At 41.0% G+C, this 19,931-nt stretch carries 17 protein-coding genes and 1 tRNA gene; 8 read left to right on the top strand and 10 right to left on the bottom strand.

Annotated features, from left to right (window positions below; translation table 11 throughout):
• From ruvA to CGB83_RS15540, 4 genes are all read right to left on the bottom strand, one after another.
• Positions 1 to 585: a Holliday junction branch migration protein RuvA gene (gene ruvA, locus CGB83_RS15555; protein WP_100076631.1), complete on the bottom strand. Its 585-nt coding sequence runs from the start codon at positions 583 to 585 to the stop codon at positions 1 to 3.
• 167 nt (positions 586 to 752) lie between these two features.
• Complete coding sequence (locus CGB83_RS15550) at positions 753 to 3,050, bottom strand: NADP-dependent malic enzyme (RefSeq protein ID WP_100076630.1); 2,298 nt, start codon at positions 3,048 to 3,050, stop codon at positions 753 to 755.
• A 16-nt stretch (positions 3,051 to 3,066) separates the two neighbouring features.
• A complete protein-coding gene (locus CGB83_RS15545) occupies positions 3,067 to 3,918 on the bottom strand; it encodes a BadF/BadG/BcrA/BcrD ATPase family protein (RefSeq protein WP_100076629.1) in 852 nt (283 codons plus the stop codon).
• Positions 3,919 to 4,002: 84 nt separating this feature from the next.
• Positions 4,003 to 4,266, bottom strand: a complete 264-nt coding sequence (locus CGB83_RS15540) for a hypothetical protein (protein WP_100076628.1) — start codon at positions 4,264 to 4,266, stop codon at positions 4,003 to 4,005.
• Between the two features lie 231 nt (positions 4,267 to 4,497).
• Here CGB83_RS15540 and CGB83_RS15535 point away from each other — a divergent pair, with 231 nt between their 5' ends.
• From CGB83_RS15535 to CGB83_RS15500, 8 genes are all read left to right on the top strand, one after another.
• Positions 4,498 to 4,956: a GtrA family protein gene (locus CGB83_RS15535; RefSeq protein ID WP_100076627.1), complete on the top strand. Its 459-nt coding sequence runs from the start codon at positions 4,498 to 4,500 to the stop codon at positions 4,954 to 4,956.
• Entirely contained in the window at positions 4,949 to 5,698 is a 750-nt protein-coding gene (locus tag CGB83_RS15530) for a lysophospholipid acyltransferase family protein (protein ID WP_100076626.1), read from the top strand. Before CGB83_RS15535 ends, CGB83_RS15530 begins: the two co-directional genes overlap by 8 nt.
• A gap of 34 nt (positions 5,699 to 5,732) precedes the next feature.
• Positions 5,733 to 7,178, top strand: coding sequence for a sugar MFS transporter (locus CGB83_RS15525; RefSeq protein WP_100076625.1), 1,446 nt, complete (start codon positions 5,733 to 5,735; stop codon positions 7,176 to 7,178).
• The gene (locus CGB83_RS15520; RefSeq protein ID WP_418219572.1) at positions 7,174 to 8,226 is read left to right on the top strand and encodes a DUF3810 domain-containing protein; all 1,053 of its coding nucleotides are present in this window, start codon (positions 7,174 to 7,176) and stop codon (positions 8,224 to 8,226) included. Before CGB83_RS15525 ends, CGB83_RS15520 begins: the two co-directional genes overlap by 5 nt.
• A gap of 513 nt (positions 8,227 to 8,739) precedes the next feature.
• On the top strand, positions 8,740 to 10,248 hold the full coding sequence (locus tag CGB83_RS15515) for a vitamin K epoxide reductase family protein (protein WP_100077616.1): 1,509 nt from the start codon (positions 8,740 to 8,742) through the stop codon (positions 10,246 to 10,248).
• A 93-nt stretch (positions 10,249 to 10,341) separates the two neighbouring features.
• Positions 10,342 to 10,518: a bacteriocin-like protein gene (locus CGB83_RS20205; RefSeq protein WP_157761434.1), complete on the top strand. Its 177-nt coding sequence runs from the start codon at positions 10,342 to 10,344 to the stop codon at positions 10,516 to 10,518.
• A 105-nt stretch (positions 10,519 to 10,623) separates the two neighbouring features.
• The gene (locus tag CGB83_RS15510) at positions 10,624 to 12,816 is read left to right on the top strand and encodes a peptidase domain-containing ABC transporter (RefSeq protein WP_100076623.1); all 2,193 of its coding nucleotides are present in this window, start codon (positions 10,624 to 10,626) and stop codon (positions 12,814 to 12,816) included.
• A gap of 305 nt (positions 12,817 to 13,121) precedes the next feature.
• The gene (locus CGB83_RS15500) at positions 13,122 to 14,420 is read left to right on the top strand and encodes an HlyD family secretion protein (RefSeq protein WP_100076621.1); all 1,299 of its coding nucleotides are present in this window, start codon (positions 13,122 to 13,124) and stop codon (positions 14,418 to 14,420) included.
• Between the two features lie 39 nt (positions 14,421 to 14,459).
• On the opposite strand, the gene CGB83_RS15495 is transcribed toward CGB83_RS15500, so the two are convergent.
• The 6 genes from CGB83_RS15495 to CGB83_RS15470 all read right to left on the bottom strand — a co-directional run bounded on the left by CGB83_RS15495 (position 14,460) and on the right by CGB83_RS15470 (position 19,908).
• Positions 14,460 to 14,533, bottom strand: a tRNA-Met gene (locus CGB83_RS15495).
• A gap of 44 nt (positions 14,534 to 14,577) precedes the next feature.
• Entirely contained in the window at positions 14,578 to 15,864 is a 1,287-nt protein-coding gene (locus CGB83_RS15490) for a peroxiredoxin family protein (RefSeq protein WP_100076620.1), read from the bottom strand.
• 62 nt (positions 15,865 to 15,926) lie between these two features.
• Positions 15,927 to 16,172 carry a signal peptidase gene (locus CGB83_RS15485; RefSeq protein ID WP_100076619.1) on the bottom strand — a complete coding sequence of 82 codons (246 nt, stop codon included), beginning with the start codon at positions 16,170 to 16,172 and terminating at the stop codon, positions 15,927 to 15,929.
• Complete coding sequence (locus CGB83_RS15480) at positions 16,173 to 18,194, bottom strand: T9SS type A sorting domain-containing protein (RefSeq protein WP_100076618.1); 2,022 nt, start codon at positions 18,192 to 18,194, stop codon at positions 16,173 to 16,175.
• A 79-nt stretch (positions 18,195 to 18,273) separates the two neighbouring features.
• On the bottom strand, positions 18,274 to 19,461 hold the full coding sequence (clpX, locus tag CGB83_RS15475; protein WP_100076617.1) for an ATP-dependent Clp protease ATP-binding subunit ClpX: 1,188 nt from the start codon (positions 19,459 to 19,461) through the stop codon (positions 18,274 to 18,276).
• Positions 19,462 to 19,518: 57 nt separating this feature from the next.
• Positions 19,519 to 19,908, bottom strand: coding sequence for an HIT family protein (locus tag CGB83_RS15470; protein ID WP_100076616.1), 390 nt, complete (start codon positions 19,906 to 19,908; stop codon positions 19,519 to 19,521).
• Positions 19,909 to 19,931 lie beyond the last annotated feature (23 nt).

The raw sequence follows: 19,931 nt of genomic DNA, 5'->3' as shown, positions 1-19,931 counted from the left end.
TTAAATATTTTTTAAAATTTGTTTTACCAGTTCTTCTACGGAAACATCTGGATTTTGTTTGATAATACGGTCTGCAATTTTCTCGCTCATCCGTTTCGGGATTCCCAAAACTTCTAATGCAGATAACGATTCTTCCTTCACTTTATTATTTGCGAGGGTAGAAATATTTTCCTCGGGATTGCTGAATTTTTGGACTTTATCCTTTAAATCCACGATGATCCTCTCGGCAGTTTTAGCCCCGATGCCCTTTGCTTTCTGGATCAGTGCACTGTTGGAGGAAAGAATGGCCGAAGCAATTTCTTCCAGGCTGAGCGTAGACAATAAAATAAGAGCAGAGACCGCCCCTACTCCGTTAACGCTTATTAACAGATTGAACATCTCTTTTTCTGAACGGGTGTTAAAACCGAAAAGCAGGTGCGCATCTTCCCGGATGATCTGCTGGGTATATAGAAAAGCTTCCTGACGAAGCGTCAGAGTCTGTGAAGTCATCAGGCTGATGCCGATATAATAGCCGACTCCCTGCACATTGATGACGGCGTAGGTTGGCGTAAGTTCCTGAACTACGCCTTGTAAAGAAAATATCATTATTAATTTTTAAAACTCCCAAATATAGTAATTTAAACTAATTTAAATTTTCATTTCACAAACGAATGAAATCATATGGCTTAATCTCTCTAAAAATTCATCTGTAAAAAAGAAAAAACTCCAAAAAATTGGAGTTTTGTGTGTATTTATAAAATAATCAGAATCGGTTATTTCCCATTCTCTTTCTTTTCCCTGCGCTGGGCGTCCAGTACGGCAACGGTAGCCAGATTTACGATTTCATCTACACTGGAACGCATCTGCAGGACGTGCACCGGCTGCTTTAATCCCATCAGGATCGGGCCGATTACCTGTGCCACTTTCATTCCCCTGATAATTTTATAGGAAAGGTTTGCACTTTCCAGGTTAGGGAAAATGAATGTATTGGCAGGCGTTGTTCCCAGTTTAGAGAACGGGTAATCGCTTAAATGGTCTGCATTCATGGCAAAATCCGGCTGGATTTCCCCGTCCACAATCATTTTAGGGAATTTTTCATGCAGGATGCTTACGGCTTTAGCTACCTTTTTAGAAGTTTCTGAAATAGCCGCAAAGTTTTCAAATCCTAACATGGCAATTCTCGGCTCAATAGCAAATGTCTTTACGGTAATTTCCGCCATTTTAGCAATATTGACAAGGTCTTCAGCCGTAGGATTGTCATTAATGGAGGTATCTGCAAAGAAGATAGGTTTCTTCTCAGACAGGATCATCATCATGGCAGCAATTTTATCTACACCTTTATCTTTCTCAATAACCTCCAGGACAGGACGCAGGACAGAAGTATAATTTTTGGAGAATCCTACGATCAATCCATCCGTATCTCCATGCCTCAGCATCAATGGACCGAAGTAGTCTCTCTGGCGCACAAACCTTTTGGCTTTGTATTCGTTCATGCCTTTACGCTGACGCAGTTTCCAGAGGGTCTCCCTGTACTTCTTCCTGTTTTCCTTCTGGTCGTCATCGCTCGGATCAATAATCGGGACATCCAGTTCAATCCCGAAACGCTCCATCTGTTCTTTGATGTATTTCTTATTTCCTAAAAGGCTGGGATAGGCAATGCCTTCTTCATACAGGATCTGAGCCGCTTTCAGCACATTATATTCTTCGGCATTTCCCAAAGTAATTCTTTTCGGATTGGATTTCGCACGGTTCTGCATCATCCTTACCAGTTTTTCATCCCTTCCCATACGGTCGAGCAACTGGTTTTCATATTCTTCGAAATCTTCTATGGTCTTCCCGGCAATTCCGCTCTCCACTGCTGCTTTGGCTACAGCACTGGATACTTTGGTAATAAGCCGGTTATCAAACGGCTTAGGAATGAAATATTCCCTGCCGAACTGTAAATTCTGAAGGTTGTAAGCAAGAATCACCGCTTCAGGCACCGGCTCTTTTGCCAGGTTGGCTATGGCATGTACAGCTGCCAGTTTCATGGCTTCGTTGATTCCTCTTGCCTGAACATCAAGGGCTCCACGGAAAATATACGGGAAACCGAGAACATTGTTCACCTGGTTAGGAAAATCACTTCTTCCGGTAGCCATGATCACATCCTTACGGGTTTCCAGCGCGACATCATAAGCAATTTCCGGATCCGGATTGGCCAGGGCAAACACAATAGGGTTCTCACCCATGCTCATGAGCATTTCCGGCGTCATGACGTTCCCTTTGGATAATCCTACGAAAACATCGGCACCCTTTACAGCATCCTCTAATGTTTCTATATCGGTCTGTGCAACGAAATCCAGCTTTTCAGGGGTAAGGTTTTCCCTTTTATGGTTGATTACTCCTTTACTGTCGCACATCAGCACATTTTCTTTCTTAAGCCCAAGTGCAATATACAATTTGGTACACGCAACTGCAGCCGCTCCCGCACCGTTTACCACCATCTTTACCTCATCAATATTCTTATTGGCAATCTGCAATGCATTGATCAATGCTGCTGCTGAAATAATGGCGGTTCCATGCTGGTCATCGTGCATCAACGGAATATCCAGCTCTTCTTTAAGCCTCTGCTCGATGTAAAAAGCTTCCGGAGCTTTGATATCTTCCAAGTTGATTCCCCCGAAGGTAGGCGCAATTCCCTTTACAATTTCAATAAACTTATCCGGATCTTTTTCATCGATTTCAATATCGAAGACATTGATATCAGCAAAAATTTTAAATAAAAGCCCTTTTCCTTCCATGACCGGCTTTGAAGCTTCTGCCCCGATATCGCCAAGGCCAAGAACTGCAGTACCATTGGAAATAACGGCTACCAGGTTTCCTTTTCCGGTATAATCATATACGGTTTCAGGCTTGTGGTGAATTTCCATACACGGCACGGCTACACCCGGAGAATAGGCTAATGACAGGTCCCTCTGGGAAGAATGGGGCTTTGAAGGAATCACCTCTATTTTTCCTTTGGGTTCTGCTTTATGGTAATCTAACGCGGCCTGACTGAATTTTTTCTCGTCGCGGTTGGTTTTGTCTGACATAAGATTCTTTATTTGATTAAAGTATATATTTGATATGGTAGTTGACTAAGCTCTCAATCGGCTTCTGTACAACATGTCCCACATTCAGGTGAAGTTCTGCCGCAGCAGAACGTAAAATATTTTCGTAATAATAGGCAATGGACCCGATGAAATTGATTTCCGCAAATTTTGACTCTTCGTAAGGAAGGACCTGGTAATCGAAAAAGTTCATCATTTCATCAAAAATCATTTTCTGAAAGTACGGGTGATCTTTCCGCTCCGCCACAAACTTGTTGAAATTGGCTAAATAGGCATTAGGCCTGGAGGTATGGTACATATTTTTCAGGGCTTCGTCTATGGTAAGATGGTAGGTTTCCTCAAATTCAGCATGGAGATCCTGAGGAAGCTTCTGCATGAAAAATCTTCTCACCAGCTGTTTCCCGATTGAGCTTCCGCTGCCCTCATCACCCATAAGAAATCCCAGTGACGGAAGTTTCACTTTAATATCCTTCCCGTCGAAGTAACATGAATTGGATCCGGTACCCAGGATACAGGCAATGGCAGGCTTTCCGTTGTAAGCAGCATATGCTGCAGCTTTAAGGTCTTCAGTGGCCATGATCTCCGCTTTGGTAAAGAACTTCCCAAGCTCCCGTTCTATAATGGAACAGTTTTCGGCTATTCCACAGCCTGAGCCATAGAAGAAAATCCTGGTTATGGAGTTTCGTACGGTAACAAGGTTGATATTGTTCTCAATCTCCGGTACGATAAGCTCGGCTGCAATATTATTGGGGTTGAAGCCAATGGTTTCTGTTTTCAGAAACACTTTTTTGAAATCATCCAGAATCACCCAATCGCATTTGGTAGATCCGCCATCTACAATAGCAACCATATTTAGCATTTTATTTTAAGGATGCTAAATTATGAATTTATCTTCACATAGCTTTATAGTCAGCCGGGTGGCAAGGGATAATTATTAATGTTTTATATCAGCTTTTTGATTGTTGAAACGGATCAGCCAGTCTTCTATTTCGTCTTCCAGATAGGAGGTCTGAAGGATCATGGCATTGATGAAATCATCAGGAACAGGTTCACCTGCAGAATTCTCGAGATTCCACAGTTCATTGGACATATTTTCATATTCAGAATAAACCCGTTTGAAGCGGGAGTTCTCTTTTTCAAGGGCTTCAATATTTTTCTCCTGAAGCTGAAATTTCCTGTATTTATTTTGACGTTTCATGTAAATAATATTTGGAACAAAAGGTAATATGCGGCAGGGTAGGCATTCTAATGAATTACAAGATAGAAAAAAAACATCAACCTAAAAGGCTGAAAATAAATTTATTATCAGGTTACATACTGTCGTTCTGAAAATTAAATTTAGACATATTTTTGAATCTAAAAAAAATTTTAACAACTTTTTTCAGGCTTTAACATATAGTTATATAAATTTGCATATCATATCAAGAGAATGAGAGAAATACTATTACGGCAGAAACAGATATTGTTCTTTATCATCGCAGGAGGCCTCAGTGCCGTTGTAGAGATCGGAAGTTTTAAAATTTTCAGTACTTCTCTTCCGCATTTTTTTCTCAGGGAAACCAACTTTCACGGAATCCACTATCCCTTAAGCAATATTTTTTCTACCAGCTGCGGGATTATTACGAATTATTTCCTCAGCATCTGGTTTGTATTTGAACGTGGAAAGCACTCCAAAAAAAAGGAGTTTGCCTACTTCATGGCCGTATCACTGATGTCTACTCTGATAAGCTTAGGGTTTTTCCAGGTTTTTTACAGCTTTGTATTCAAGGATAACATCAATCTTGGTTTTTACACGTTAAGCCCTGAGATGATCAGTAAGGTTTCTGCGATCATCCTGGTTTCCGTCCTTAATTATTCGGTTAAAAAGAAAGTAATTTTTAATGGCTAAACCTGTGAGCAAGATTCTGAATTACCTTTGGAGAGGATGGCTTTGCCTGATTGCATTTGTTTTTACGATCCTGTTCGGGATACCGGTTTATATATTATCCTTTAATAAAAAGCATTACCGTTACGCCTACCGTTTTGTACGATACTGGAGCTACTGCATGTTCTTCGGGATGGGGCTGCGGTATGAACTGACGAAGCTGTCCCCGCAGAAGCTGGATAAAAACCAGCAGTATGTCTTTATCTCCAACCATACTTCCATTATGGATATCATGCTGATGTGCATCCTCTGCCCGGATCATCCGATATGCTTCGTTGGAAAACAGGAGCTGGTGAAAATTCCTATTTTCGGAACCATATATAAAAGGATCTGCGTGATGGTTGACCGTCAAAGTGCCCGGAGCCGTGCGGATGTCTACAGGAGGTGTGCTGAAAAAATGGAAGAAGGCAACAGCATTGTGATTTTTCCTGAAGGAGGTGTTCCGGATGACACGTCCATTATGCTCGATGAATTCAAAGACGGAGCTTTTATCCTTTCTTCGAAACACAACTCGCCTATCGTAGTCTTTACCTTTATAGGATTAAAGGAAATGTTTCCGTTTAAAGCCTCAGAAGGCTATCCCGGTAAGGTAAAAGTCTATTTTAACGGAATCATTGAGCCTACCTTATCATCAAAAGAGCTAAAAATGTCTTCTTTTGAGACAATAAAAAAAACTCTTCTGGAACGTTGTATTAACAATAAATAAAATTATATTTGTTATTAAGAAATTTTTAACAAATATGTCGAGTTATTCAAAGCAAACCAACTGGGGCCAGTTTGTCCCTCTGGTTACTGTATTCTTTTTCTGGGGATTTATTGCTGCAAGTAATGATATTCTGATCCCGGTATTCAAAAAAGCATTTAACCTGTCACAGACCGAAAGTATGTATGTCCAGATTTGTTTCTATGTGGCATACACAGTAGGTTCTTTAATCTATATGGCGATTTCCAAAGGGCTTAAACAGGACCTTGTGAATAAGATCGGATATAAGAACGGACTGATCGTCGGGCTCCTTATATCTGCCCTGGGAACTCTGCTTTTTTATCCTGCCGCCAATCTCGCTTCTTTCCCGTTGATGATTTCCGGGCTTTTCATTGTAGGGCTGGGCTTTTCATTGCAGCAGATTGTAGCCAATCCGCTGGCCATTGAAGTAGGACCTTCCGAAACAGGCTCGCAAAGGCTTACCATGGCAGGGGGAATCAATAACCTGGGAACAACCATCGGTCCTCTTATTGTGTCTTTTGCTATCTTCGGATCTGCAACAGCAGGAAATACGGAGGCCAGTGTGGAAAGTGTGAAGATTCCTTACCTTATCCTGGGAGCTGCTTTTGTACTGGTAGCCATTATGCTGAAATTTTCTTCCCTTCCATCCGTTACGCCCACTATCGAGGAAAATACGGATGATGCTGTACCGGGGGAACACAGGAAATCTGCATTACAGTATCCGCAGCTGATTATGGGGATGATCGCCATTTTCTTATATGTAGGGGTTGAAGTGTCTACCGCAAGTAACCTTCCTGCCTATATGGAAAAAGACTTAGGCTTTGATACGAAAGATGTAGCGCCTTACATTTCATTATACTGGGCTTCACTGATGATCGGCCGTTGGACCGGAGCTGTGGATGCATTTGATATCAGCGCAGGTTTTAAAAAGATTCTGAGATTTCTGGCACCTTACCTGGCTTTCGGGGTATTTTTACTGGTTAACGCCTTAGCCAATCACGAGCTTTCTCCGTTCTATGTGTATGCAGCCATCATTGTAGTGATGATCGTATGTGATGTATTGAGCAAAGGAAACCCGGCCAGGATGCTGCTTATTTTCTCCTCTGCCGGTATTGTCGCACTCCTTATCGGTATGTTTACCACCGGAATGGTTTCCGTATACGCTTTTACCAGTGTAGGTCTTTTCTGTTCTACCCTGTGGCCATGTATTTTTGCCTTAGCGATCAACGGACTGGGCAAACATACGAACCAGGGATCAGGATTGCTGATCATGATGATTATGGGCGGCGGAATCGTGAGCCTTGTCCAGGGGTATGTAGCCGACTTAACAGATATCCATTCAAGTTATATTGTAGGAGTTTTATGTTTTGCGTATCTTGCGTTCTATGCCATCCGTGTAAGCGGAATCTTAAAATCACAGGGTATTGACCTAGATAAAATTTCAAAAGGCAGTGGCCATTAGAATAAAAACAATATATAAGAAAAAAAGGTTTTGGGCAGGTATATTACTTGCCCAATTTCTTTTGTTTTTCATGTTCTCCAGGTCTGAAGCAATGATCACTTTCTTCAGCCGGTTTTTTGAGCTGCAAAAGAGGATCCATCAGTTAATTTTTTCATGGATCCCATTTTCCGCTGGAGATATCTTCTATATTATACTGGGGATTGCCCTCGTTTACCTTTTTACGGGCTGCCTGGTAAAAAAGAAACGCCGGAAATCCTTGTTTAGCCTTCTGATCCTGATCAACCTGCTGTATTTTGTATATCAGGTCTTCTGGGGAATGCTGTATTTCCAGACTCCGATTATTAAAAAACTGGCCAGCCAGCGGGAACCTGATTACGGCAAAGCCAAAAGGCTGGCCTTACATTATCTGGATCAATGCAAACGGACCAGACAGGAAGTTCATGAAGATAAGAATGGTATTTTTATCGTCACGGACCTTAAAGCAGTTCAAAAGGAAATTCTCAAGCAACAGGAAAATCTTCCTGTTTATATTTCAGGAAAATATGCGCCGCAGATCAATTCTTTTAAACCCAGCCTGTTTAAAAATGTCATGAGCTTTACAGGCATTCTCGGATACTACAATCCGTTTACTGCCGAAGCACAATACAATTCTCAGCTGCCTTCCACATTTATTCCTTTTACTTCTGCTCATGAAAGCTCCCATCAGCTTGGCTTTGCCAGGGAACAGGAAGCCAATTTCATCGGGTACCTGATAGGAACCCGTACCGATAATAAAGAGCTTCGCTACAGTACGGAATACTTTACGCTTAAAAGCCTTCTCAATTTTGTGGTACAGGAAGATCCGGAGTTTGTCAAATATGTGATCCGGAATTATTCTCCGGCCATGAAACGGGACAGGATGTATGAGAAAATGTTTGTCAGAAAACATCAGGGCCTGCTGGATGACTTCTTCGGCTTTACCAATAACCTCTTCCTTAAAAGCAATCAGCAGGACGGTTCCGTCACTTATTCTTATTTCATCGACCTTCTCCTAAACTATGAAAAATAAAAAAGAATCGTATCAGGCGATACGATTCTAAAAACACAAATGATGAAAAAAAATTTATTACCTTGACTTGTTCCCTCATTCAAGGCGTTGTAAAAGTACAACATATTTTATAAATACAAAAACATTTACAACCTTTTTTGTCTTTTTATAAAAACTTTATGATTTTTTAAACTTTTTAAGATTTCCAAAACCTTAACTCTCTCATTATAAAGCTTTAAATGATATAGAATTGTATATCACTTTTAAAAATTAAAGGTGCTATTCTACCCAACAATCTATCTTTCATGCCCAAATCAACTTATATTATCTCTAAATGATACAATAATATTAATTTGCTACACGTATATATAGAATTGCATTTATAACTGCTAAGACCTCATTACAATCAAATCAGATATTATTTTTTCCTAATTTTCACCCTTTTACGATCAAATTTCCCATTTCATAAATCACGTAATTAAGAAAAAATTTGATATTTCAAAACATCTGTGTATTTTAGATGAAAATATGACTATGCAATTCGATAAACTCATCCAACACCTTAAACTTGATAAGCAGGAATTCATTTTTCAGTTCAATTCGCATCCCAATTATCCTTCTGCCCTGGCATTCAGTGACACGCTGAACTTCATGGGAGTAAAAAACGATGCTTATGAACTGGACAAACAATACTGGGATGAGCTTCCGGATGAATTCATTGCTATAGTGGATGATTCATTTTCATTAGTCAGGAAATCAGGAAACCAGTATACTGTTTATGCAGAAAAAGTAAAAACACTGAGCAAAGCAGAGTTGCACTCACGGTCAACAGACTTCATACTCTTATTCGAGAAAAATGAAAATACGGAAAGTAAGACTGTTAACAGCATTAAACCTCTGCTGTACATTGCTTCTGCGGTTATCGTCCTGTATTCAGTGGTAAGCCAGTCATGGTATGAAGTACTTTTCAACCTGATATCTTTAGCCGGCGTATATATTTCACTGGAGATTTTCAACCAGAAATTCGGAAGTACATCAACCGTTATCAGCAGCATCTGTGGAGACACTTCTGCTAACCAGAACGTTAATTCATGCAACAAAATCATTAATCAGGATAAGACCAGCATTCTTGGCCTGAAGTTTTCAGATTTCTCCCTGATTTATTTTACAGGGCTTTTGGTGATGGGCCTTTTTTTACCGGCTACAGCCATGCTGATCAAGGGGATTACATTGCTATCTATGATGGCCGTGGGATATTCGGTATACATCCAGGCTTTTGTGGAAAAGACCTATTGCCGTGTCTGCCTGATCATCATTTCTCTTCTTGTAGCCCAGTTACTCCTCAGTTTCCTGTTCTTCGGGAATACTTATATGGATTACAGAATAATTTTACTGAGCATTGCTTTATGGATCGCTGTACTCTCGCTGGTTCTCTATCTTAACAATGTGTTGGGTGAAAAGGAAACCCTGCAGAAATCCAATTCCAAAAACCTGAGGTTCAAAAGAAATTACGAGCTCTTCAAAAGGGAACTCACAGAGAGTGAAAAAATACAGTTCAGTGATCAGGAAACATTCTCTGTAGGGAAAAAAGATGGCAGAGTTCGTATTTCAGTAGTGTCCAATCCTTACTGCGGATTCTGTAAAGATGCGCATACCATACTGGAAAAACTGTTAGAACAATATCCTGATGACCTATCCGTCCAGATACGTTTTAATTACTCGGCAGATCAGAAAAACGATAAATTTACCGGCCTGATATCAGATTTTATGTCCATTTACAGACAGAAGCCTGAAACGGAGTTTATCAAGGCAGTGGACCTATGGTTCAAAACCAAGGACGAAAGCAAAATCAAAACTCTTGCAGGTACCGATACGCAGCATGAAGATCTCACTCCACTGATTCACATGTCTATAGAAAACAAGGAAGCGGGGCTTAATTTCACGCCTATTTTCCTGATTAACGGTTACCAGTTCCCGGAGAAATATGACCGCGAGGACATCTACTATTTTATCAGTGAATTAATCGAAGACGAAGACTTATAAAAAAGCTCATTCTATCCTAAAATTCATTAACTTAGGAACACTTAAAGCGGTATCCGAAAAGCTGACAGAGTAGGAAAACTAAACCAAATTATTATGAAAAATCTAAAGAAAATGACAAGAGAAGACCTGAAAACCATTAAAGGTGGCTACAGGATGTGTCCGGATGACGGAGACTGCGGACCGGACTGGTGTTGTGCCAACGGAGCATGCAGGCTGATTTCCGGAGCGAGTGCAAGTACTTATCTTTGCACCTATTATCCAATAGACTAACAGCATGATATGGACTCCAGTCCATAAAAGCAAAATGCCCAAGCAAAGAAGTTGCCGCCATATCCTGACGGCAACTTATATAAAAAATCAGATAGATTATTGAAGTTGAAATCTTTTCCTTTTTACCGCCAGCCGGACTCTAAAGACTGCGGCCCGACCTGCCTCCGTATTGTAAGCAAATATTATGGAAAGAGTATTTCCTTGCAGCAGATCCGTAACCTTTCCGAAACGACCCGTGAAGGCAGCAGCCTGCTGGGGCTAAGTGACGCCGCTGAAGACCTGGGATTCAGGTCGCTGGGTGTACAGATTGATTTTAAAACCCTTACTGAGGAAGTTCCGTTCCCGTGTATCGTACACTGGAACAAAAATCATTTTGTAGTCGTTTATAAAATAGACAAAAATAACAAAGTATATATTTCAGATCCGAGTTACGGGCTTATTACCTATACCCGTGAGGAGTTCATTAAACTATGGATCGGAGAAAATGCTACAGAAGAGACCGAGGAAGGAATTGTCCTGATCCTGGAAACTACGCCTGCATTTTTCCAGACCGAATTTGATGATAAGGAAAGCAAAGCCAGCTTTTCCTTCCTGTCCAAATACCTCCTTAAGTACAAGTCGCTCGTCAGTCAGCTTGCCATCGGACTGCTTGCGGGAAGTTTACTGTCCCTGATCTTTCCTTTCCTTACGCAGAGTATTGTGGATGTCGGAATCCAGAATCAGGACCTGAACTTTATTTACCTTGTGCTTCTGGCCCAGATCATGCTTTTCATCGGAAGAATGGGCATTGAAGTCATCCGGAGCTGGATTCTTCTTCATCTGTCTGCCCGGATCAATATTTCCATCATTTCAGATTTCTTCATCAAACTGATGAAGCTGCCGATCAGTTTCTTTGATACACGGATGACGGGAGATATCATGCAGAGGATCAATGACCACCACAGAATCGAACAGCTCCTGACCAGCTCTTCACTGAATACTTTATTTTCTCTGGTCAACCTGATCATTTTCAGCATCGTCCTGTTATTGTATGATTACCGGCTTTTTGCAGTATACCTGATAGGTGCTGTTGCGTATGTAGGATGGATTACCTTTTTCCTTAACCGAAGAAAAGAGCTGGATTACAAAAGATTCTCGCAGGTTTCCCAGGAACAGAGCAAAGTTATAGAGCTGATCAATGGGATGCAGGAAATTAAAATGCATAATGCTGAAAAGCAAAAACGGTGGGACTGGGAATTCCTTCAGGTGAAACTGTTTAAGATCAGGATCAAATCCCTCTCCTTGGAGCAATGGCAGTCGGTAGGCGGAAATTTCATCAATCAGATGAAGGATATCCTGGTGAGTTTCCTATCCGCCAAACTGGTTCTGAGCGGTAACCTCACCTTAGGGATGATGCTTTCTGTACAGTATATTATCGGGCAACTGAACAGTCCCCTCCTTCAGCTGATTGACTTTATCAGACAGTTCCAGGATGCCAAAATATCTCTGGAAAGGCTCGGGGAAATCCATGATAAGGAAGATGAAGAAAGCAAGGATGAGCAGTACGTCACTGATCTTCCCCAGCAGGATATTGAAATTGAAAATATGTCTTTCCGTTATGTAGGTTCGGACCTGTTTGTATTCGAAAACCTTAACCTGACCATTCCTCACCAGAAAACCACAGCTATTGTAGGGGCCAGCGGAAGCGGAAAAAGCACTTTGCTGAAACTGCTGATGAAATTTTACGAGCCCAGCCAGGGAGACATCAGGCTCGGCAATACCAATCTTAAAAATATTTCACCGCGTTTCTGGAGGGATCATTGTGGTGTCGTAATGCAGGAAGGATATGTATTCAATGATACGATTGCCAATAATATTGCGGTTGGCGAAGATTATGTGGATAAACAGAAACTCAGAAAAGCTGTGGACATTGCCCACATCAAAGAGTTCATTGAAGGCCTTCCGCTAAGCTACAATACGAAGATCGGGAATGAAGGTGTCGGGGTGAGCGGCGGACAAAAACAGCGGCTGTTTATTGCAAGAGCGGTTTATAAGTCACCGGAGTACATCTTCTTCGATGAAGCGACTTCCGCACTGGATGCGAATAACGAGAAGATCATCATGGAAAACCTTGAGCAATTCTTCAAAGGCAAGACGGCTATTGTTATTGCCCACAGGCTTTCAACGGTAAAACATGCGGACAAGATTATCGTACTGGACAGAGGAAAGGTGGTAGAGGAAGGCAGCCATACAGAATTGGTGGCTTTAAGGGGTGAATACTACAGGCTGGTAAAAAACCAGCTGGAACTCGGAAATTAATCTTCAATTTGTAACTTTACTTGGAACCCATTCAACATTATATTTATGAAAAATCTAAAAAAAATCCGAAGACCGGATCTGAGTACCATTTATGGTGCAGGGCCACTGCCGGGCGGTCCGTGCAATTGTTTCTGCTACATCAATAATACGAAGCAGTGGAATCCCTGCAATCAGTATTGTCCGGGTGGAGAAGTCATTCCGGGTGCTGAGCCGGACAATGATCCAAAATGTAATTACAAATTACCTCTGTAATTGCATCTGACCAGAAATCCTCGGAGTGAGGATTTCTGTTTAACATTTTATATATGGAAAAAGATACTTTAGATACTATTGAACTCCGTTCTGAAAGCGTACAGGACATTCTTACACAACCCCCTCACTGGATGATCCGGTGGGGCAATACGATTATACTCATTATTCTGGTAATGGTACTTATTATGAGCTACCTGATCAAGTATCCTGAGTTTGTTCCCGCCCCTGTTGTGGTAACCTCTCAAAATCCGCCGGAAAAGCTGGAGGCAAGGACCAATTCCAAGATTGAGAAGATCTTCATTAAAAACCATCAGGAAGTCCGTAAAAATGATATCTTAATGGTTATGCAGTCAACTGCCAATTACCAGGATGTGCTGGCTCTTAAAAAGATCGTTGACTCGTTAACACCCAGCCAGCTGCAGTCATTCCCGTTACATGAAACCTCACACTTTAAGCTGGGGGAACTTCAGGGTGATTACAACAGTTTTGCAAAGGCATTTCAGGATGAAGCCTTATTTACAAGGCTACAGCCATACGCCCCGGAAAACCTGGCTGCCAATCAGAGCATTTCGGAATACCGCGCCAGGATCGCTACCCTTCAGCAACAGAAAAAGCTGGAACAGGCTAAATATGAACTCACCAGGAAAAGCTATCAGCGTTCACAGGATCTGTTTAACCAGGGCGTTATTTCAGCGGTAGAGCTGGAAAATGAAAAGATAAAGTTCATCCAGGAACAACAGAATCTGGAAAACATCAATATTTCTCTGTCACAGATGGAAGAAGGCATCTCCAATCTTAACAAGACCAAAAGCGGCACAGCCATCAGTACTGAAAAAGATAAGATCACCTATTCTTCCCAGACGCTTCAACTGTTCGAGCAGCTCAGAAAAGCCTTAAAGCAATGGGAACAGAATTACCTTATTGTTTCTTCAACCGACGGTGTGGCAAGTTTTCAGCAGTTTTTCGGGGAAAACCAATTCGTGAAAACAGGAGATGCAATCCTGACAATCCTTCCTGAAAACAAAGAGCAGCTGGTAGGCAGGATGTCGGTGCCTTCTGTCAACTCAGGTAAGGTAAAGACCGGAGAAAAAGTGCTCATCAAGCTGGATAACTATCGCTTTCAGGAATATGGCATCATTGAAGGACGTGTCCAGAATATATCCATGTCTCCTGATGATAAAGGCAATTATTATGTAGACGTAACCCTTCCGAAAGGTTTGCGCACCTCTTACAACAAAACACTTCCGTTTGATAAAGAGCTTCGCGGAAATGCAGAAATTGTTACCCAGGATCTGAGGCTTATCGAAAGATTCTTCTATCAGATGAGAAAACTTCTGGGATACCAGAGTTAAAAAATAAAAACCGGAACTGTATAAGTTCCGGTTTTTTTGTAGCGAAGACGGGAATTGAACCCGTGACCTCAGGGTTATGAATCCTGCGCTCTAACCAACTGAGCTACCTCGCCGTTTTGGTGGTGCAAATATAGAAAATAATTGCTTACCTCCAAAATTATTTTAGCTTAAAATATTCCAAAACATCCCCTACATGTTCTGGCTTGCTGATTATCTTATTGTTAGCATCTAAAATAAAATAGGTTGGTGTTGCATGAATATTATAGGTATCTGCAAAACTGCTGTTCCATCCCTTCAGTTCGGAGTCATTGATCCATGGGAATGCCTTGATCTTATTCATATACGAATCTCGGTCTACATCCAATGAGAATCCTATCACCTGGATATTTCTAGCCTTAAGCTCATTGTATTTCTCAAGCAGCTTCGGAAGCTCATTTTCACAGTGTGAGCAGGTAGAAGACCAGAAAACAATAACCTTTTTATCTGCTTTTACATCGTATAAAGACCTGGCAGTCGTATTGACCGGCGACTGAAACTTATAGTTCGGGAAAACAGCCCCCATTTCTACATTCGCATTGGATTTCAATGTAGAAGCCAGCCTGTCGGTTATAGTACACTTAAGGTTTCTAGCAAGGTTGAGGTATTTGCTCTTAAGCTCAGACATATCGTAAACATCAAAAATATCAATAAGCTCGGATAACACGGTCTGTCCGCGCGGTGTTTCAACTTTAAGACGGTCAAGAAGTTTATCTACAGATCCTGCAACATTGGTGTTACCGCCTGTATTTAAATAAGCAACCAATAAAGGCCTGAGCAATGACGAGCTTTCCAGCATATCATTGGACTTATCAATGAAATTAATGATTTCTTCCTGGGTTGCCTTCTTAGCATTCCCTTCGGCTATAAACTTATCGTAATTAGTATTGTAGTAATAGATAAACGGATGCTTTGACTGATCTATATCCCCGGTCTGAATAGAAAGCCTGGAGATCTCACTTTTTAAAGCCTTCCCGAATTCCGTAGTTTCTTTATAATATTCCTTAATCTGGGTGAGTGCAGGCAGGATCAGCTGACGTTTCTGTGAATTCTCCTGAAACCGGCTCATCAACTCATTGGATTCATCCTGGTACATGACATCCTTAATTTTATTCTTTTCAGTAGTGAATGTAATATTGACATTCTTATTCTCTGAAATGAAATTAAAGCTATTGTTACTGGATGGAAGATATACCTTCATCATTCCCATATAATGTTTGGGATATTTAAAAGTCCAGATATGGTTTTTAGACGGTTCTTTAGTTGCAATAATATCTTTAGATCCATTTAGCGTATAGAGGACAGCATCCTGATCCTGAAAGTCGGCGGGAGCCTGGATCGTTACTGTAAACTGTGCCTGAAAGCAGAGGCTGAGGAGTATTGCTGATAATACATAAATCTTTTTCATGCGGTAAAAATAAAAAAACTCCCCGATTAATCGGGGAGTTTGATATTATTTTAATAAAATTTTTATATTTTATGGCTCTTGTATCTCTTCGTAAAAAATACAATGAGCATTATTGCCACGATTCCCAATGCCAACACGTACATATCGATTGGTGAAGCCTGTGCCCCCGGAGTTACTCCTCCAACACCGTTATTAGGGTTAGAAGCTCCCGGATTAGGCATGCTTGGAGTACCTCCTCCCTGCGCATTCATCCACAATGCAGTGACAAGAAAAAGAGCGGATATTAGTTTATTGATTATTGTTTTCATTTATTTTAAGATTTTGGTGTTAACAGTTTCTCCCTTATCCGACACAATCTTAACTACATAAGAATTTTTAAGTGCATTATCCAGTTCGATAACGAAATCCTTAGAAGTACTTACTGCTTTTTTAGAGATAACAAGCTTGCCACTCATATCATAAACTTCAATATCTGCTTTTTTCCAGTTTGGATCAAATCTTACTATATAATTGGTAACATCAGGATTATAAACCACCATCGTTCTGGAAGGTTTTACTGAAGTGTTATCCACCGCAAGAACGCTGTTAGGCTCACCGTAGTATAAATCAAATACGGCATCAGAAACCGGCACTACACCACCCTGCACTGCTGCCTGAGCGGTTCCGTTCGGAGTTTTATAATAGAACCCGATTCCTGTCGACAGCTGATGCGTACCGTTGGAAACCAATTCTGCATTCTCTCTGATCTCAAATTTATATGATTTGATTTTAGAAAGGTCATAATTGACCATCTTAATATTCTTGCCCTTAAAATTATTTTCGTTGGCTTCATTGATGTATAACCAGTACTGGCTGGTATAGTTATTGTCATACCCTCCTGCCGGATCCTCTTCAAAGGTTCCTAAAACGTTTCCTGAAGGAGTAGAAATCTGAGTCAGAGCATTACTGGAGTGCCCCGTAGTTCCGTTAGGAAAAACCACATAATAGGTTCTTGCCACTTCATTTCCATTGGCATCAAGACCAATAATACCCAATTGTTTTACCGTTCCTGAAGTTGAAGTGCTCGACTTGCTTGCAGACACACCATAATCGGTACTTGCCGCCCTGCTGAAATAATTGAATCTTCTCAGGTTATTAAAATTCAATACCTGGTTAGCCGCTGTATTATCCTTCAGTTTGATTACGAAAGTACTCATAGGACGTACTACAAGATAATCCAGGTCTCCTGTCGGTACAGTTGTAGACCCTCCTGTAGAAGGCGATCCTGCCGGCAGATTACTTGCAAAAGAAACAAACTTGTACGATGCAGAACCACCGCCACCATTGTTGGTATTGGAATATTGAACACCGCTTACTTCAAACCTAACCGCCTGAATGTTGCTCAGATTGATCCCATCTCCGGTTGTTGCGCTTTCATTGGTAGCAATCCATCTAAGATCAAGGTTTGTCAGGAAAGGGTTTGAAAACTGGTAGATATTTTTACCGTAATTACCCTGCCATGCTGTTCCACCGGATGCAATATGGAATCCATCCTGAACATATGACCAGTATTTTTCATTGTACTGGTTAACGTTGCCTCCTCCTGCACCGAAAGTAACATTGGCACCTGCGCCGGTTAACGTCACAGAAGTACCGCTGGTATCAGAAAAAGGACGTCCTTTTAATGTCCTGGTTGAACCGCTTACATCAAGATTGGTTCCTCCAAGAATGTAATATGCATACAAAGGAGAATCAATACCTATTCTGTAAGTAAGGTTTGTAAAATGATTAAATACAACATTATCATTGTTCCACTGGAGGATATCGTTCCCGGAACCTCGTACTCCTGAAAAGGTTTTACCCAATTCAGAATTTAATGTAGATAACGTTTTTGCATAGAAAGGCATACCCACCTGCTGATAGGCACCATGGCTCACTGCTTTATACTGCTGATCTACAATCCCTGTAATATTGGACTGCGGAATACCTGTAATAAAAAGCTGACCATAGGTGTACGAAGGTGTTGCCGATGAAGAATTGGTGTTGACAGTTGCGTAAGAATTCGGTTCGTTAATCACATTAACGAAGTTGTCTCCACCGTTACTCTCAACTTTGTCAACATTTGAAGCATCGATTGTTTTGAAAGAATCGGAAGAAGATCCTGCAACCATAACGTTACCATGGTTTTCGATCTTACCGTTTCCTTTCATCTGCATGCCTCCCCCGCTGTAGACCAGCGTTCCCTTGCTTACATACATATTAGCGTTTGTGTCTACATGACACAAAATATTCTGCGCCTGAACAGAATAACTGGCTGCTAAAAGGCCAATAGCAAATAAACTTTTTCTCATTGTATATAAATATTTGTGTGTTAATACAATATCTCAAGGGCAAAGTTATGTTTTTTTTTGATAAACTGAAAAAATTATTTTATTTATTGATGAAAATATTATCTTCAGTTAGCGTAATATCCTTTTCTTCGCCTATAGAAAACATGTAATCTTCAAGTACTTTTTCCGTAGTCCCCCTAAGCCCTCTGGCGCCTAATCCTTTCTCCATAGTTTCATCTACGATTTTCTCAATGGCACCATCAGTAAACACCAGTTTTGTATCATCCATTTTGAAAAGTTCCACAAACTGGTTCACGATCGAATTCCTGGGCTCTTTCATAATGCGCACCATGGTTTCCTTTGTCAGTTTATCCAGATATGTAATGATAGGGAAACGTCCTAACAGTTCAGGAATCAACCCGAAGGAACGGAGATCGATAGCATTGATGTTGGTCAGGATATATTCATCTTCACCGGTTTTATTGATCTTCTCTGAGCTGAACCCTATCGCCTGCTTGTTCAGCCTTCTCTCAATAATTTCCTTGATCCCGTCAAAAGCCCCTCCGGCAATGAACAGGATATTCTGGGTATTGACCTGGATGTATTTCTGATCCGGATGCTTACGTCCACCCTGCGGCGGTACATTAACGATGCTTCCTTCCAAAAGTTTAAGCAGACCTTGCTGCACTCCTTCCCCGGATACATCCCTGGTAATGCTGGGATTATCAGATTTCCTGGCAATTTTATCAATCTCATCGATGAATACGATTCCTCTTTCTGCCTTTTCAACATCATAATCTGCAACCATCAGCAGCCTGGAAAGAATGCTTTCCACATCTTCTCCCACATACCCTGCTTCCGTAAGGATTGTGGCATCCACAATACAGAACGGAACGTTAAGCTCCCGTGCAATGGTTTTAGCCAGCAGCGTTTTTCCGGTACCGGTTTCCCCGATCATGATGATATTGGATTTTTCCAGCTCCACAGACCTGTTTTCGTCTTTTGCGTGAAGCAGTCTTTTATAATGGTTGTAAACAGCGATGGAAAGCTGTTTTTTTGCCTGATCCTGTCCGATGACATACTCGTCCAGAAATTCTTTGATCTCCTTAGGCTTTTTAAGTTCGCTGATATTTTCCGCAGGAGAAAATCCCGGGCCCGCTGCACTGTCTTTTACAATAGCATGAGCCTGCTCGATACAGTTTTCACAAATATAACCGTTCTGACCGGAGATCAGCATCTGCACTTCATTTCTCTTTCTGCCGCAAAAAGAACACTGGTTTGAATTCATTTTAAATTTTGGATTATATGATAAAAATCGCAAAAGCAACTTTTACGATTTTATATTTTAAGAATTAATAATTGATTTCTGAATTTCTTTATACTCTTCATCTGTCAGCTTAAGCCTGGTATTTTTGAAATTCATATCTTCCACTGTATTCAGCGGAATCAGATGGATGTGGGCATGGGGAACTTCCAGCCCCACTACGGCCACTCCAACTCTTACACACGGAACTGCATTTTTGATTTTTTTAGCAATTTCCTGAGTAAAGCCCCAAAGGTTTTTATATTCATCACTTTCCAGATCAAAGATCAGGTCCGTTTCTTTTTTAGGAACCACCAGGGTATGCCCCTTTACCAAAGGCATTGCATCCAGGAATGCCACGAAATTCTCATCTTCCGCAATAATATAGGAAGGAATTTCCCTGTTGATGATTTTAGTAAATATGGTACTCATTGTATAGTGATGAAAATTAAAGA

The organism is Chryseobacterium camelliae (assembly GCF_002770595.1).
GTDB lineage: Bacteria > Bacteroidota > Bacteroidia > Flavobacteriales > Weeksellaceae > Chryseobacterium > Chryseobacterium camelliae.
The sequence above is the reverse complement of the archived record's forward strand: the minus strand, read 5'-3'. Positions and strand labels throughout refer to the sequence as shown.